The sequence below is a fragment of the Mesorhizobium sp. M0437 genome (assembly GCF_040321335.1).
GTDB lineage: Bacteria > Pseudomonadota > Alphaproteobacteria > Rhizobiales > Rhizobiaceae > Mesorhizobium.
In genome coordinates this window covers 1-13,727 of sequence record NZ_JAMYRK010000032.1, presented here as the reverse complement: position 1 = coordinate 13,727, position 13,727 = coordinate 1, and the positions used below count along the sequence as shown (strand labels likewise).

Annotated in this window: 11 protein-coding genes; 5 read left to right on the top strand and 6 right to left on the bottom strand. The window is 62.9% G+C overall.

The features are described from left to right. Positions 1-50 precede the first annotated feature (50 nt). The 3 genes from NKI72_RS20070 (at position 51) to NKI72_RS20060 (ending at position 4,815) form a co-directional block, all read left to right on the top strand. Complete coding sequence (locus NKI72_RS20070; protein WP_352850619.1) at positions 51-1,130, top strand: quaternary amine ABC transporter ATP-binding protein; 1,080 nt, start codon at positions 51-53, stop codon at positions 1,128-1,130. Next, on the top strand, positions 1,127-3,109 hold the full coding sequence (locus NKI72_RS20065; protein ID WP_352473410.1) for an ABC transporter permease: 1,983 nt from the start codon (positions 1,127-1,129) through the stop codon (positions 3,107-3,109). Before NKI72_RS20070 ends, NKI72_RS20065 begins: the two co-directional genes overlap by 4 nt. A gap of 158 nt (positions 3,110-3,267) precedes the next feature. Beyond that, complete coding sequence (locus NKI72_RS20060; RefSeq protein WP_352850618.1) at positions 3,268-4,815, top strand: autotransporter outer membrane beta-barrel domain-containing protein; 1,548 nt, start codon at positions 3,268-3,270, stop codon at positions 4,813-4,815. Between the two features lie 123 nt (positions 4,816-4,938). Here the strand turns inward: NKI72_RS20060 and NKI72_RS20055 are convergent, their stop codons facing one another. The 5 genes from NKI72_RS20055 to NKI72_RS20035 form a co-directional block, all read right to left on the bottom strand. Continuing rightward, entirely contained in the window at positions 4,939-6,120 is a 1,182-nt protein-coding gene (locus tag NKI72_RS20055; protein ID WP_352821868.1) for a M20 aminoacylase family protein, read from the bottom strand. Positions 6,121-6,165: 45 nt separating this feature from the next. Then, complete coding sequence (locus NKI72_RS20050; protein WP_352850617.1) at positions 6,166-6,939, bottom strand: amino acid ABC transporter ATP-binding protein; 774 nt, start codon at positions 6,937-6,939, stop codon at positions 6,166-6,168. After that, on the bottom strand, positions 6,926-7,846 hold the full coding sequence (locus tag NKI72_RS20045) for an amino acid ABC transporter permease (RefSeq protein WP_352850616.1): 921 nt from the start codon (positions 7,844-7,846) through the stop codon (positions 6,926-6,928). The genes NKI72_RS20050 and NKI72_RS20045 overlap by 14 nt, the downstream gene beginning before the upstream one ends. An 8-nt stretch (positions 7,847-7,854) precedes the next feature. Beyond that, a complete protein-coding gene (locus tag NKI72_RS20040; RefSeq protein WP_502908972.1) occupies positions 7,855-8,685 on the bottom strand; it encodes an ABC transporter substrate-binding protein in 831 nt (276 codons plus the stop codon). Positions 8,686-8,757: 72 nt separating this feature from the next. Continuing rightward, positions 8,758-9,732, bottom strand: a complete 975-nt coding sequence (locus NKI72_RS20035) for a substrate-binding domain-containing protein (protein WP_352850613.1) — start codon at positions 9,730-9,732, stop codon at positions 8,758-8,760. Positions 9,733-9,841: 109 nt separating this feature from the next. On the opposite strand from NKI72_RS20035, the gene NKI72_RS20030 reads away from it, so the two are divergent. Beyond that, positions 9,842-11,179, top strand: coding sequence for an aminotransferase-like domain-containing protein (locus tag NKI72_RS20030; RefSeq protein WP_352850611.1), 1,338 nt, complete (start codon positions 9,842-9,844; stop codon positions 11,177-11,179). A 25-nt stretch (positions 11,180-11,204) separates the two neighbouring features. Here NKI72_RS20030 and NKI72_RS20025 read toward each other — a convergent pair whose 3' ends face one another. Continuing rightward, positions 11,205-12,563, bottom strand: a complete 1,359-nt coding sequence (locus NKI72_RS20025) for a trimethylamine monooxygenase (protein WP_352473418.1) — start codon at positions 12,561-12,563, stop codon at positions 11,205-11,207. Positions 12,564-12,822: 259 nt separating this feature from the next. Here NKI72_RS20025 and NKI72_RS20020 point away from each other — a divergent pair, with 259 nt between their 5' ends. Continuing rightward, positions 12,823-13,545 carry a helix-turn-helix domain-containing protein gene (locus NKI72_RS20020; protein ID WP_352473419.1) on the top strand — a complete coding sequence of 241 codons (723 nt, stop codon included), beginning with the start codon at positions 12,823-12,825 and terminating at the stop codon, positions 13,543-13,545. The last annotated feature ends 182 nt before the right edge of the window (positions 13,546-13,727 follow it).

The following is a 13,727-nucleotide window of genomic DNA, read 5'->3' as shown; positions in this document are numbered from 1 at the left end:
CCGGCCATTCAGGGCCGGGTCTCGATCCCCTATTCCAGAAGGACGATTGCATGAGCGATACGATTGAACAGGCGGTGAAAGCAACGGGCAAGGATGCCCGCCCGATAAAGCTTGCCTGTCGCAATGTCTGGAAGCTGTTCGGGGCGGACGCGGCCAATTTCATCCGCCGGCGCGACGGCAAGGCCAGCCTGGCGGACATCGCCGCTGCCGGACTGGTTGGCGCGGTGCGCGCCGTCGATCTCGAAATCCGCCAGGGCGAGATCTTCATCATCATGGGACTTTCGGGGTCAGGCAAGTCGACGCTGGTGCGCTGCATGTCGCGGCTGATCGAGCCGACCCACGGCAAGGTCGAGTTTGAAGGCAAGGACCTGCTCAAGATTTCCGATGCCGCGCTGATCGAACTGCGACGCCATCGCATGGGCATGGTGTTCCAGAATTTTGCCTTGCTGCCGCATCTCAACGTACTGGAGAACATCGCCTTTCCCTTGGGCATCCAGGGGCAGGACCGGCCGACGCGCGAGAAGCGGGCCCGTGAAGTCATCGAGCTGGTTGGCTTGCGCGGCCGCGAGCATTTCTATCCGCGCGAGCTTTCCGGCGGACAGCAGCAGCGTGTCGGCATCGCCCGCAGCCTCGCCACGAAGCCGGAAATCTGGTTCCTCGACGAGCCGTTCTCGGCTCTCGATCCGCTGATCCGCCGTGAGATGCAGGACGAGCTGATGCGGCTGCAGACCATGCTGCACAAGACCATCGTCTTCATCACCCATGATTTCGACGAGGCCATCCGGCTGGCCGACCGGATCGCCATCATGAAGGACGGCGAGGTCATCCAGATCGGCACGCCGGAAGAGCTGGTGGTCAACCCGGCGACCGACTATGTCGCCGAATTCACCCGCGATGTCGATCGCGCCAAGGTGATCTCGGCGCGCCGCCTGATGCGCGCCTGCGACGGCGCCGAGTACGGCGGCACGGTCGCGCCGGATGCCAAGATATCAAGTTTTTCGGCAGATATCGTCTCTGCCGGCAAGCCCTTCGCGGTGGTCAACGGCACCGGCAAGCCGATCGGCGAAGTCACGCCGCAGGCGGTGATCGATCTTCTCGCCGGCATCGAGCGTCGTGGGGCCGGCGGATGACCGTCACGGCAAGCGCCAGCGCAGCGAGGCCCCGGCCGGTTCAAACCTGGCTGGCGATCTGGGCCTGTGCGCTCGCCGCCGTGCTTATTGTCTTTCTGCTGCAGGAAAGCCTGCCCTGGGCGGTCAATTACCCGGCCGGCGCGATCGTTCCTGTCGCTGACTGGGTCGGTGCGCTGATGAACTGGGTGAAGTCGAACTTCTCCTGGCTGACCCGCTCGATCACCGCGGTGCTTGGCGTGCCGCTCGATTTCGCGCTCGGTCTTCTGGCCAAGAATTTCAAGATCGGCCATGGCGCGGATATGATCGTCTTGCCGCGCCTGTCCTGGGTCGGCGTCTGCGCTGCCGCCTACCTTGCCGGACGCGCCGCCGGCGGCTGGAAGCTGGGTGCGCTGGCCGGCGGCTGTTTTCTCTACATCGCGCTGTTCGGGCAGTGGACCAGCGCCATGCTGACGCTGGGCTTGATCTCGATCGCCGTGCCGTTTTGCATTGTCACCGGGCTGTTCGCCGGCATCTGGGCATGGCGCAAGCCTTGGGCGGAGAGGTTGTTGATCTCCCCTGCCCTCGATCTGATGCAGACGATCCCGACCTTCGCCTATCTGATCCCGATGCTGCTTCTGTTCGGCAACAGCCCGGTCTCGGCAATGATCGCGACGGCAATTTTCGCGACGCCGCCAATGGTGAGGGCGACGATGCTCGGCCTGTCGCGGGTGCCGTCGGAGATCGACGATTTCAGCGAGATGGCCGGCTGCACGGCACGGCAGAAGCTGTGGCGGGTGCTGTTGCCGTCGGCGCGGCCGACATTGATGGTCGGCGTCAACCAAGTCATCATGCTGGCGCTCAACATGGTGATCATCGCCTCGATGATCGGTGCCGGTGGGCTCGGTTATGACGTGCTTTTGGCGTTGCGCGCACTCAAGGTCGGCGAGGCGATGGAAGCTGGCCTCGCCATTGTCGCACTGGCAATTGCACTCGACCGGCTGAGCCAGGCGATCGCGCACAATCACGCCAAGGGCAATGTCCGCCACCAGGCCAGCACCAGTTTCTGGCGGCGCTATCCCAATCTGGCGCTGGCTGTTGCCATCCTCGCCGTCGCCACGCTGCTCGGCCTGTTCGTGCCGGCGTTCGCCGCGGTGCCGAAAGCGATCACCTTCACCACCGCGCCTTTGTGGAAGGCGGCGGTGAACTGGATCACCATCAACTTCTTCGACACTATCGAAGCGTTCCGCGTGGCGCTTATCCTCAACGTGCTGAACCCGGTGCGCGCCTTCTGCGAGGGTTTTCCGTGGCTGGGCGCGGTGTGTCTCCTCGGCCTTGCCGGCTACCAGCTCGGCGGCTTGCGCCTCGCCGCCCTGGTCGCGGCTTTGACAGCGTTCTGCGCCGTCACCGGACTTTGGGAAAAGACCATGGCGACCGTCTATTTGTGTGGAATCTCGGCCTTTATCGCCTGCCTGATCGGCATCCCGATCGGGCTGATGGCATCGCGCAGCGACCGCTTCGAAAAGACCGTCACGCCGGTCATCGACACGCTGCAGGTGCTGCCGTCGTTCTGCTTCATCATTCCGGTGGTGATGCTGTTCAGGGTCGGCGACGTCACCGCGATGATCGCCACCGTCGCCTTCGCCGTGGTGCCGGCGATCCGCTACACCAATCACGGCATCCGGCAGGTGCCGCCGGCGCTGATCGAGGCGGCGAAGGTTTCGGGCTGCACCAGGCGCCAGACCTTCTTTCGCGTGCAGCTGCCGCTGGCGTTGCCCGAGATCATGCTCGGCGTCAACCAGACCATCCTGATGGCGCTGGCGATGATCATCATCTGCGCCATGGTCGGCACGCGCGATCTCGGCCAGGAGGTGTTCATCGCCCTGTCCAAGGCCGATTCCGGCCGCGGCATCGTCGCCGGCCTGGCCATCGCCTTCATCGGCATTGTCGCAGACCGGCTGTTCAACGCCTGGACGGCGAAGGCTCGGGCAAGGCTGGGATAGTCCGGAATTGGACGGCCTCAGGAAGCTGCCGCCAAGCGCGCCGTTAACGAGGCACCGATCCCTACGCCTAAAGACATAGCCATTCGGGATTATTGCTCGTTTTTGCCTCACATCGTACGGCTGCCATGGGACGGGCAGGCTCAACAGGAGAGCGGATAATGTCTAAACGCGTTCCCTTTACTACCGGTGATCTAGCAGATCATCAGCGGGGTATCGATGACGCCCTCACAGGCGATCCGAATACCAATATCTTGACTGGCGACGCTGGCGGCAGCCTGCTCGATTTCTCAAGAGGCGGCAACGACACCTTTACGGAAACCGCACCGTCGACCTACACCTTCTACGGCGACGCGGCTCGGAGCTTGTTCAATTTTGCTCGGGGCGGTGACGATACCTTCACGGTGTCGAGCTCCTCCACCACCACTGCTTACGGTGACGCGGGCGACGATATGTCGGACCACAGCAAGGGCGGCAACGACACTTTCACGGGCGCCGCGCAAGCCAGCAACATTTTCTTCGGCGACGCCGGCGGCAACATGATCGGCCATGCTCAGGGCGGCGACGACCGTTTCACGGCCTTTCCCAACTCCTTCAACACTTTCTACGGTGACGCCGGCGTCGATATGTCCGACCACAGCAAGGGTGGCAATGACACCTTCGAGGGCACCAGCGTGGCCGTCAACATTTTCTTTGGCGACGCCGGGAACAACATGTCTGGCCATGCTCAAGGTGGCGACGACCGTTTCACGGCCAGGAGCGACTCCAGCAACGCTTTCTACGGGGACACCAGCGGCGATATGTCGGACTACAGCAAGGGCGGCAACGACACTTTCAATGGCGCTAGTGACGCCAACACTATTTTCTACGGTGATGCCGGTCGCAGCATGTCTGGCCATGCTCAGGGTGGCGACGACCATTACACAGACTTTGGTGGCACGATTCAGACCAAAACCTTCTTTGGCGACGCGAGCCTACATATGTCCGACTTTGCTAAGGGCGGCGACGACACCTTCACGAGCGTGGGTGGGTTCGTGATAAGTTTCTATGGTGACGCGGCCGGCATCATGTCCGACTCTGCTAGCGGGGGCGATGACGTGGCCGTGCTGCAAGGCACCCATAATTTCGCCTATGGCGACGCTGGCGCGATGGCCGGCAATGCTGTGGGCGGCAATGATATCCTAACCGGCGGCAATAAGAGCTCTGGTCCTGATGTTCAAAGCGAGTTGTATGGCGACACATTCGCTATGTCCGGGTCCGCCGCGGGCGGCAACGATATTCTTACCGGTGGCCTCAACAGCGGAAGCGGCCAGGTCCGTAATTTCCTGTGCGGCGACGCTCTGCAGATGTCCGGTTCGGCCAGGGGCGGAAACGATACCCTGTACGCCGGGACCGCGGCACCCGGCTGCACCGTCATCAACGACATGTGGGGTGACGGGCAACTGAGCGAACTGGCTCAGGGCGGCAGAGATCAATTCATATTCAAGGACGATGTTTCAATGACGGTCGGAACCCAAAACACCATCTACGATTTCAGCCAGACCCAAGACGACACCATTGTATTTAGTGGCGTGGAGGGCGTGCAATCGTTCGATGATCTCACAATTGCGCAAAGTGGAACCGACACCATCATTACCGCAGGAGTCGATCAAGTTACTCTCGCAAACTTTACAAGCCCGCTGACGACGGGTGACTTTTTGTTTGTCTGAAAGCGAAGCTCTTATCGCATTCGAAGAGGGGGAATGCGTGAGAATTCGTTGAGCATCGTCGCGCGGCCGGTCGCCCCAATAATGCTCGACCGGCCGATCGACAATCCAAGCCGCAGTCATGGATCAGGCGGCCAGGAATCTCTCGGTCAAACGAGCCCAGAGCGCTGCGCCGACGGTCAGATTGCCGTCGTTGAAATCATATTTCGAGCTGTGCAGGATGGCTGAATCCTCGCCGTTTCCGAGGCGCAGAAAGCAACCGGGTTTGTGTTCGAGGAAATAAGAAAAGTCTTCGCTGCCGGGGATCAACGGGCAGACGGACACCTTGTCCTGACCGACGAGTTCGACAGCGATGTCTGTCGCAAAGGACGTCTCGCGCTCGGAATTGACCACCACCGGGTAGCCGCGCTCGTAATCGATCTCGACCGTTGCGCCATGCGCCTGCGCCACAAGTGCTGCGATATTGCGAATACGCTGCTCGAGCGTGTCGCGGATCTCGGCCGAGAAGGAGCGGACGCTCAACGTGATTTCGGCGTGTTCCGGAATGACGTTGGAGGCCGTGCCTCCGTGAATCGTGCCGACGGTGACGACAGCGGTCTCGATCGGGTTGACGTTGCGCGACACAACCGTCTGCAGGGTCATGACGATGTTGGCGGCAGCGACGATCGGGTCGACCGTCAGGTGCGGACGCGAGGCGTGGCCGCCACGCCCGGCGATCCTGATGGTGACGGTATCGCTCGCCGCCATCAGCGGCCCGGCGCGCATCAGGAACGAACCCGTCGGCGCGCCCGGGTGGTTGTGCAGCCCGAATATCGCATCGCAGGGAAAGCGCTCGAACAGGCCGTCGGCGATCATCGCCTGCGCCCCGCTTCCCTTGCCGGCTTCCTCGGCCGGCTGGAAGATGAGGTTCACCGTGCCGTTGAAATGCCGTGTGCGCGCCAGGTATTCGGCGGCGCCGAGCAGCATCGTGGTGTGGCCGTCATGACCGCAGGCGTGCATCTTGCCGCTGGCCTGGCTGCCATAAGGGAGATTGGTAGCTTCGGTGATCGGCAGGGCGTCCATGTCGGCACGGATGGCGATGCTGCGGCCGCTGCCCTGGCGCAGGCGACCGACGACACCGAGCCCGCCGACATTGCGCGTCACCTCATAGCCCCAGCTTTCGAGCCGTTCGGCAACGTATGCAGCCGTTTCGTGCTCCTGGAATGAAAGCTCGGGATGCGCGTGCAGGTGCTGGCGGGCCGCTGCAAGCTCGGCGGCCTTGTCGGCGAAGTCGGAAATATCGGCGAACTGGTTGGAGGTCTTTGGCATGGAAGGTCCTTTGCCGGCCGAGCAGGTGCCGCGCCGGCTTTGCTTTTAGATGAAACGGCTCAAGAAAGCCCGCGTGCGCGGGTGCCTGGGTTTGGCGAGAACCTCGTCCGGAGGCCCGGCCTCGATCACATTACCGTCGTCCATGAACACCACCCGATCCGCCGCTTCGCGGGCGAAGCCGATCTCATGCGTGACCACGATCATGGTCAAGCCCTGCCTGGCGAGATCGCGCATGGTGGCGAGCACCTCGCCGACCAGCTCCGGATCGAGCGCCGAGGTCGGCTCGTCGAAGAGCATCAATTTCGGGCGGATGGCGAGCGCACGCGCGATGGCGACGCGCTGCTGCTGGCCGCCTGAAAGCTGGCGCGGATAGGCGTCGATCTTGTCGGCAAGACCGACACGGGTCAGCAGTTCGCGGGCGTAGCCGATCGCCTCCTTGCGGTTCTCCCGGTGAACGCCGACCGGAGCCTCGATGACGTTCTGCAGGGTCGTCATGTGCGGATAGAGATTGAACTGCTGGAACACCATGCCGATCTTGCGCCGCTGCGCGGCGATCGCGCGGTCGGAAAGTTTGTCGAGGCGGCCGTCGTGCAACCGGTAACCGATCTGCTCGCCGTCCACCTCGATCGACCCCTGGTCGATCGCCTCGAGATGATTGATGCATCGCAGGAAGGTCGACTTTCCGGAGCCGGACGGTCCGAGAATGACCACCACCTCGCCAGGCGCGACGTCCAGATCAATGCCCTTCAGCACCTCGAGCGGGCCGAAGGCCTTGTGAACGTTGCGCGTCCGGACCAGGGGCGTGTCATGCGCGCTCATTGGCGGCCTCCAGGGTGGCGGTCGCCGTCTTCTCGCGCGCGCCGCGGTCGCCGCGGCTGTAGTGGCGCTCGATCGCGCCTTGCGCGACATTGAGGACCGAGGTGATCAGCAGGTACCACAGCACTGCAACCATCAGCAGCGGAATGATTTCGAAGGTGCGGTTGTAGATCGACTGCACCGAGTAGAGCAGGTCGGCCATGGCGATGACGCTGACAAGCGACGTTGCCTTGATCATGCTGATCAGCTGATTGCCGGTCGGCGGCACGATCGACCGCATCGCCTGCGGGATGATGATGCGCCGCAAAGCCCGCGCGCGGGTCATGCCGAAGGCTTCAGCCGTTTCGGCCTGTCCCTTGTCCACCGACAGCAGCCCGCCACGGATGATCTCGGCCATGTAGGCGGCCTCGTTCAGCGCTAGACCAAGAACGGCGGCGGTCAACGGCGTGATCAGGTCGTTGGTGTTCCAGCTGGCGAAGCCGATGGAAATGCGCGGAAACAGCGTCGAAAGGTTGTACCACAGGATCAATTGCACCAGCAGCGGCGTTCCCCGGAAGAACCAGATGAACAGGCCGGAGAGAAGGGATGCCAGCCTGTCGCTCGACATGCGCGCGATGGCGAGCAGCAGGCCGAGCACGATGCCCAGGATCATAGCCACGACGGTCAGGCCGAGCGTCACCGAAAGCCCCTGCATGACCGTCGGATCGAAGAAATACTGGGCGACCACCGGCCAGCCGAAATTCGGGTTGACCGCGACGATATAGGCGAAGCCGGCCGCCACGGCGACGGTGAACGCCCAGAGCGCCAGCCGGACGAGCGGAAACGGCCGGTGGGCTCGTTTGACGTCGCGCAGCGCGTCGCCGGGACGTCGCGGCAGCCCGGCCGCGTAGGCAGCGGTGGCGTCGGTCATGGCAGCCTCTACTGGCCCTGGTTGATGCCTGGCGCGTCGATCATGTTCTTCTCGAGGCCCCACTTCTTCATGACCGCGGCGTAGGTGCCGTTCTTCATCAGGATATTGAAGGCGTCGAGCAGCACGCCGCCCAGCGGCGAGCCCTTCTTGACGACGGCGCCTTGATAGATGTCCTTGAAGCCGTTGGCCTGGCCGACACCGGCGAGTTCCAGCTGGCCCTTCGCCTGCTCGACGAAATAGGTCAGCGGCGCCTGCGAGGAGAAGAATGCGTCGGAGCGTTTCGACCGGACGGCCAGTATCGAGCTCGGCTGGTCGGTGAAGGATTGCACCTCGACGACCGACTTGCCCCCCTCGGTGCATTTCTGCGCCTGCTGCTTGATGACCTTTTCGGCCGAGCCACCCGACATGACCGCGATGCGCTTGCCGCACGCGGTGTCGAGCGAGGTGATGCCTTGCGGGTTGCCCTTCTCGACGGCGAAGACGACGTATTCGCGCACCCAATCGATGAAGTCGTTGGATTTCTGCCGGTCGGGATAGTCGCCGACAGGCCCCATCGCGAACTGATAACGGCCGGCATTGATGCCGCTCAGCAAAGCCGGCAGGCCGGCGACCGAGGCATGATCGATCTCGACACCGAGCAGCTGGCCGATGGCGTCGGAAATGTCCCTGGTCGCCCCCGACAGTTCGGTGCCGGTGACGATCTCATAGGGCGGGAACGAGCCGTTGTTGACGGCTGTGATCTTTCCCGCCGTGCGGATCTCTTCCGGCAGCCGGGCCCGCAAATCCTCGTTCACCGATTGCTTCTGGATATCCTGGGCAAAGCTGGCCTGCGCCAGCATGGTGACGAGCGAGGCGAATATGAAGCTGATTGTCCTCATGGCATTCTCCTTCGTGTTCTTCGTTGCACGTTGTCAGGCTGCGGTGGCCCGCGATCTGGCCTCGAAAGGAAACAAGGCTTCGGCGGAAATCGGTTCCGCCAGAATGCCCTGGGCATGGAGCTCGGTGACGAAATCCTCGATCATGCGCCGGTTGGCCGGCAGGCCGCTGGCGTTCCAGGAGGCAGGCAGGTCGCGCCCCGCATGAAGCAGCTCCTCGAGGATCCAGGGCGAGGTATCGGCGTATTTTCGGCGCTTTGCCGTCCAGACGCGCTGGCTTTCGTTGATCAGCCTGGCGAGTTCCTGCGGCAGCCAGGGGTGCTCCCTGGCCACTGCGGCCTTGACGGCGACCAGATGCATGCCCGGGACATAACCGACGTCGGCGAAATAGGCGCGTTCGGCCGCGCGAAAATCGCGCAGCACTTGCCGGAAGCCGGAAGCCGGGCCGAAAAAGCCGTCCGGCATGAAGGGCGTGAAAACGGCGTCGAGCTCGCCTTGCGACAGCAGCTCCATCATCGGGCGCTCGCCTGGTGCTGCTTCGATGCGCCCCGGCCTGCCGAATCCGTCGAGGCGGTCGGCGATCGGGTGCTCCGATGTCAGCCTGCCGGCGAACCAATAGGCATCCTCGACGCCGACGCCTTCCCGGCGAAGCGCCGCGCGCGTCCATGTGTTGCCGGAATCGCGCCAGCCGGTCACGCCGATGCGTTTGCCGGCAAGGTCGGAAAGCCGTTCCAACGGGCTGGCCTCGACCGTTATGATGCAGCGATGGCGAAAGCCGCGCATGATGAAGCACGGTATTCCAACCACCGTATCCCTGCCCGAAGCCATGGCCGACACATAACGGCTGAATGAGACCTCCGCCGCATCGTAGTTCGGATCGGTGCCGAGATCCGGAATGAGCGTGGCGACGCGGTCAACCTTCACCGACAAGCGGCTCGAAGTGACGTCACCCAGCACCAAAGGGGTGAGATAGTCCCAATCGCGGGTGGCTATAGTGATGGAGACGGGCATCGGCATGAACTTCAAAGCTATGTTTGACCGGCGATTGGTAAATGTTTATTTTTGGCCGATCAAATGTTATTATGTTATTGAACATTAGCTTTAATGGTCGCGGGTGCCGATGGATTTCGATGCAGGATGGTTCGCCGATCGCCTTGGCGACCGCACGATGCGCGGCATCGCGCGCGAGACCAGTGCGCTGATCAGAAGCGGCGCGCTGCCTGTCGGCGCAAAGCTTCCGCCGGTGCGCGATCTGGCCTATGTGCTTGGCGTCAGCCCGGCGACGGTCTCGCAGGCGTGGAGCGAGTTGCGGCGCTACAAGATCATCGGCGGCCGCGGACGCAACGGCACCTGGATCATGGGCAACCGCTTTGCCGCCCGGCCCGAGCGCCACATGAGCGGTGGCAATTACGGACAGGATGTTCTGAACCTGGCGATCGCGGAGCCCGATGTGATGCTCTTGCCGCCGCTCGACATCGCGCTGGCGCATGGTGCGCGCGCCGAAAAGCTCAACAGCTACGAGCGGGTGCGCATCCTGCCCGAGCTGGAGGCGGCAGTGCGCCCGTCATGGCCGTACGATCCCGGCGCGTTCCTGGCCACCAATGGCGGTTACAACGCCATCTACACCTTGCTGCATGCGCTGGTCCCGCCGGGGGCGCCGGTGGCCATCGAGAACCCGACGGCGCTTCGCCTGCTCGACATCCTCGAGGACCTCGATGTGCCGATCATCCCGGTAGACTGCGACAGCGACGGTCCCTTGCCGGATGCACTTGCCAACGCTCTGCGGCAGCGGCCCGTCGCGCTCCTGTTCCAGCCGCGCGTCCATTCGGTTACCGGCGCCTGCATGTCGTCGGCGCGGCTGGAAGTCATCGGCGACCTGCTCGCCGGCACCGACGTGCTGATTGTCGAAGATGACGGCGTCGGCGATATTGCCTCGGCGCCGCGCATTTCGCTTGGCCGGCGTTTTCCCGATCGCGTCGTCCATATCCTGTCCTATTCCAAGACCCACGGCCCGGATTTGCGGCTCGCCGTGCTGTCCGGATCGGCGACGATCGTCGAGCAGATCCAGTCCTACCGCAGCTTCAGCTCGGGATGGACCAGCCGCATCCTGCAGGCGGCCACCGCCTGGCTGCTGCACGACCCGGCCACGGCCGCCCTGGTGGAGCAGGCGAAGGAGGTATACCGCGGCCGTCGCGAACGGCTCGCCGGCGAACTGGCCAAACGCAATGTCGATATCGACGCCGGACACGGTCTCAGCGTCCTCATTCCGGTTGCTTCGGAACCTTACGCGATGGTCACGCTGGCCGCCCACGGCATCGCGGTCCATGCCGGGGCGAAGTTTTCGACCGGAAAAACGAACGCTGTCCGCGTCGCGACCAGCATTCTGGACGAGGAGCACCTCGAGCACGTCGCAAATTCCCTGGCGCTGGCGGCCGACCCGGCGCGGGAAGTTGTCTGAGGCAAGTCAATCGCCGTTCGGACTGCTACTCCGCCGCCACGCCCTTCATCTCGAGATAGCTTTCCATCGAATCGTCCATCGCCTGCAGCCAGGGCGTATGATGCAGCGGCGCCATCGTGCCGGTCATCAGCGAGCGGTAGGCATGGTCGCGGAAGCCCATAATGTCTTGCGCCTTGTGGTGCTCCCACTCCATGAAGGTCTGATTGACAGCCTCGACATCGAAGCCGGGATAGTCGGTCTGCTCCATCAGCTCCCTGGTGTAGTCGCCCTGGAACCAGATCATCTGCTCGGCGTCTTCAAGCGTTTCCTCGCGTGCCCGCCATTTCCGGCCGTGCTCGGCCATGGCTTCGGCCGAGGGCAGATTGATGCGGCCCATGATGACGTCGCGGGCGAACCAGGCCTGCGCGTCGAACATGTTGAAGGTGTAGAACTGGTCCTGCATGCCGATATAGGACAGCTTCGGGTTTTTCTCCCAGACGACGCCCTCGTAGAGTCCGTCCGGCCACATGCGGTTGGCGGTCTTCAGCTTCAAATCCTCGGTGAGGAACGGGAAGGAATGGAGGTAGCCGGTGCACAGGATGATGGCGTCGACGTCTTTGGTGCTGCCGTCCTTGAAATGCGCCGTCTTGCCGACGACCTTCTGCAGAAGCGGCACTTCCTTCCAGTTCTCCGGCCATTTGAAGCCCATCGGCTTCGAGCGGTAGCTGGAGGTGATCGATCTGGCGCCGTATTTGTAGCATTGCGAGCCGATGTCCTCGGCTGAATAGGAGCGGCCGATTATCAAAATGTCCTTGCCCTTGAATTCCATGGCGTCGCGGAAATCGTGGCTGTGCAGGATACGGCCGTTGAAGGTCGAAAAGCCCTCGAAATAGGGAACGTTGGGCACGGAGAAATGGCCCGAGGCGACGACGACATGGTCGAACTCTTCCGAGTAGGTGACGTCGCTGGTGCGGTCATGCGCGGTGACGGTGAATTTTTTTGTCGTTTCGGAGAAGGTGACCATGCGCACCGGGCTGTTGAAGCGCACCCATTGGCGCACGCCGGATTTTTCGACGCGGCCCTTGATGTAGTCCCACAGCACGGCGCGCGGCGGATAGGAGCCGATCGGCCGGCCGAAATGCTCCTCGAAGGTGTAGTCGGCGAATTCGAGGCATTCCTTCGGGCCGTTCGACCAGAGGTAACGGTACATCGAGCCGTGCACCGGGTCGCCGTGCTCGTCGAGGCCGGTGCGCCAGGTGTAGTTCCACAGGCCGCCCCAGTCGGACTGCTTTTCGAAGCAGACGATCTCGGGAATGTCGGCGCCCTTGTCGGCAGCCGACTTGAAGGCCCTGAGCTGAGCCATGCCGGACGGCCCGGCTCCGATGACGGCAACACGATCTTTCATTGCGGGCCTCCCGATCTCATTTCCCTAACGAAACAAATTTCACTGACAGGACAGTAATTGCCCCTTCGATGCTGTCAACAGGGCTTGTCGCGAAACCGCGTTTCGCCCAGCTGGATTTCCAAGCGACGCAGTAGCTCGGGCGAAATCCAGACATTGCGCAATTCGACACGGGTGGCTTGCCGTGGCAGTTGCGCTTCTGTATCGGCACCGAATATGTTCACCGTGAGTGAAATGAATCGGCAAGGTCCGGGGTGGCAACATGGCGAAAAAAGCATCCAGTCTAAAGCCCGCTGCGGCCGTCGTCGCCGCCAAGGCCAAGCCGTCGGTCGCTGCAATCGATCCGCGCAAGATACGCGCGCCGCTCACCCAGAACCCGCACGCCATTCGCGACACCCGCGAAAAAGTCCTGGAGGTCGCGATCGGCCGCGAGGTGCGGGCCTTCCGCAAGAAGCTCGGCATCACCGTCGCCGATCTGGCTGCCGCCACCGACATTTCGCTTGGCATGCTGTCGAAGATCGAGAACGGCATCACCTCGCCATCGCTGACCACGTTGCAGGCGCTGTCGCGGGCGCTCGGCGTTCCCGTCACCGCCTTCTTCCGCCGCTTCGAGGAAGAGCGCAGTGCCGTCTTCGTCAAGGCCGGCGAAGGCCTCGACGTCGAACGCCGCGGCACGCGCGCCGGCCACCAGTACAATCTGCTCGGCCATATCGGCTCCAACACCAGCGGCGTCGTCGTCGAACCCTATCTGATCACGCTGACCGAGGATTCCGACGTGTTCCCGACCTTCCAGCATGAAGGCATGGAATTCCTCTATATGCTCGAGGGCGAGGTGGTTTACCGGCACGGCAGCAATCTCTACCCGATGAGGCCTGGCGACAGCCTGTTCTTCGACGCCGATGCGCCGCACGGACCGGAAGTGCTGAGCGTCCTGCCGATGCGGTATTTGTCGATCATCTGTTATCCGCAGAGCAGCGCGGGGTGAGCCGGAGATGAGGGCGCGCAAGCAATCCTGGATCGCTGCACTCCACGGCCACGGTAACGGCATGGATCCTAGGGTCTCCGCTACGTCCGTAGCGGAGACCCTAGGATCCATATGTGGACGGCGCCCTGCCTGCAACGGTTGTTTTGCGTCGTTTTCGATCGCTTGCGTCCATATGTCCGGCC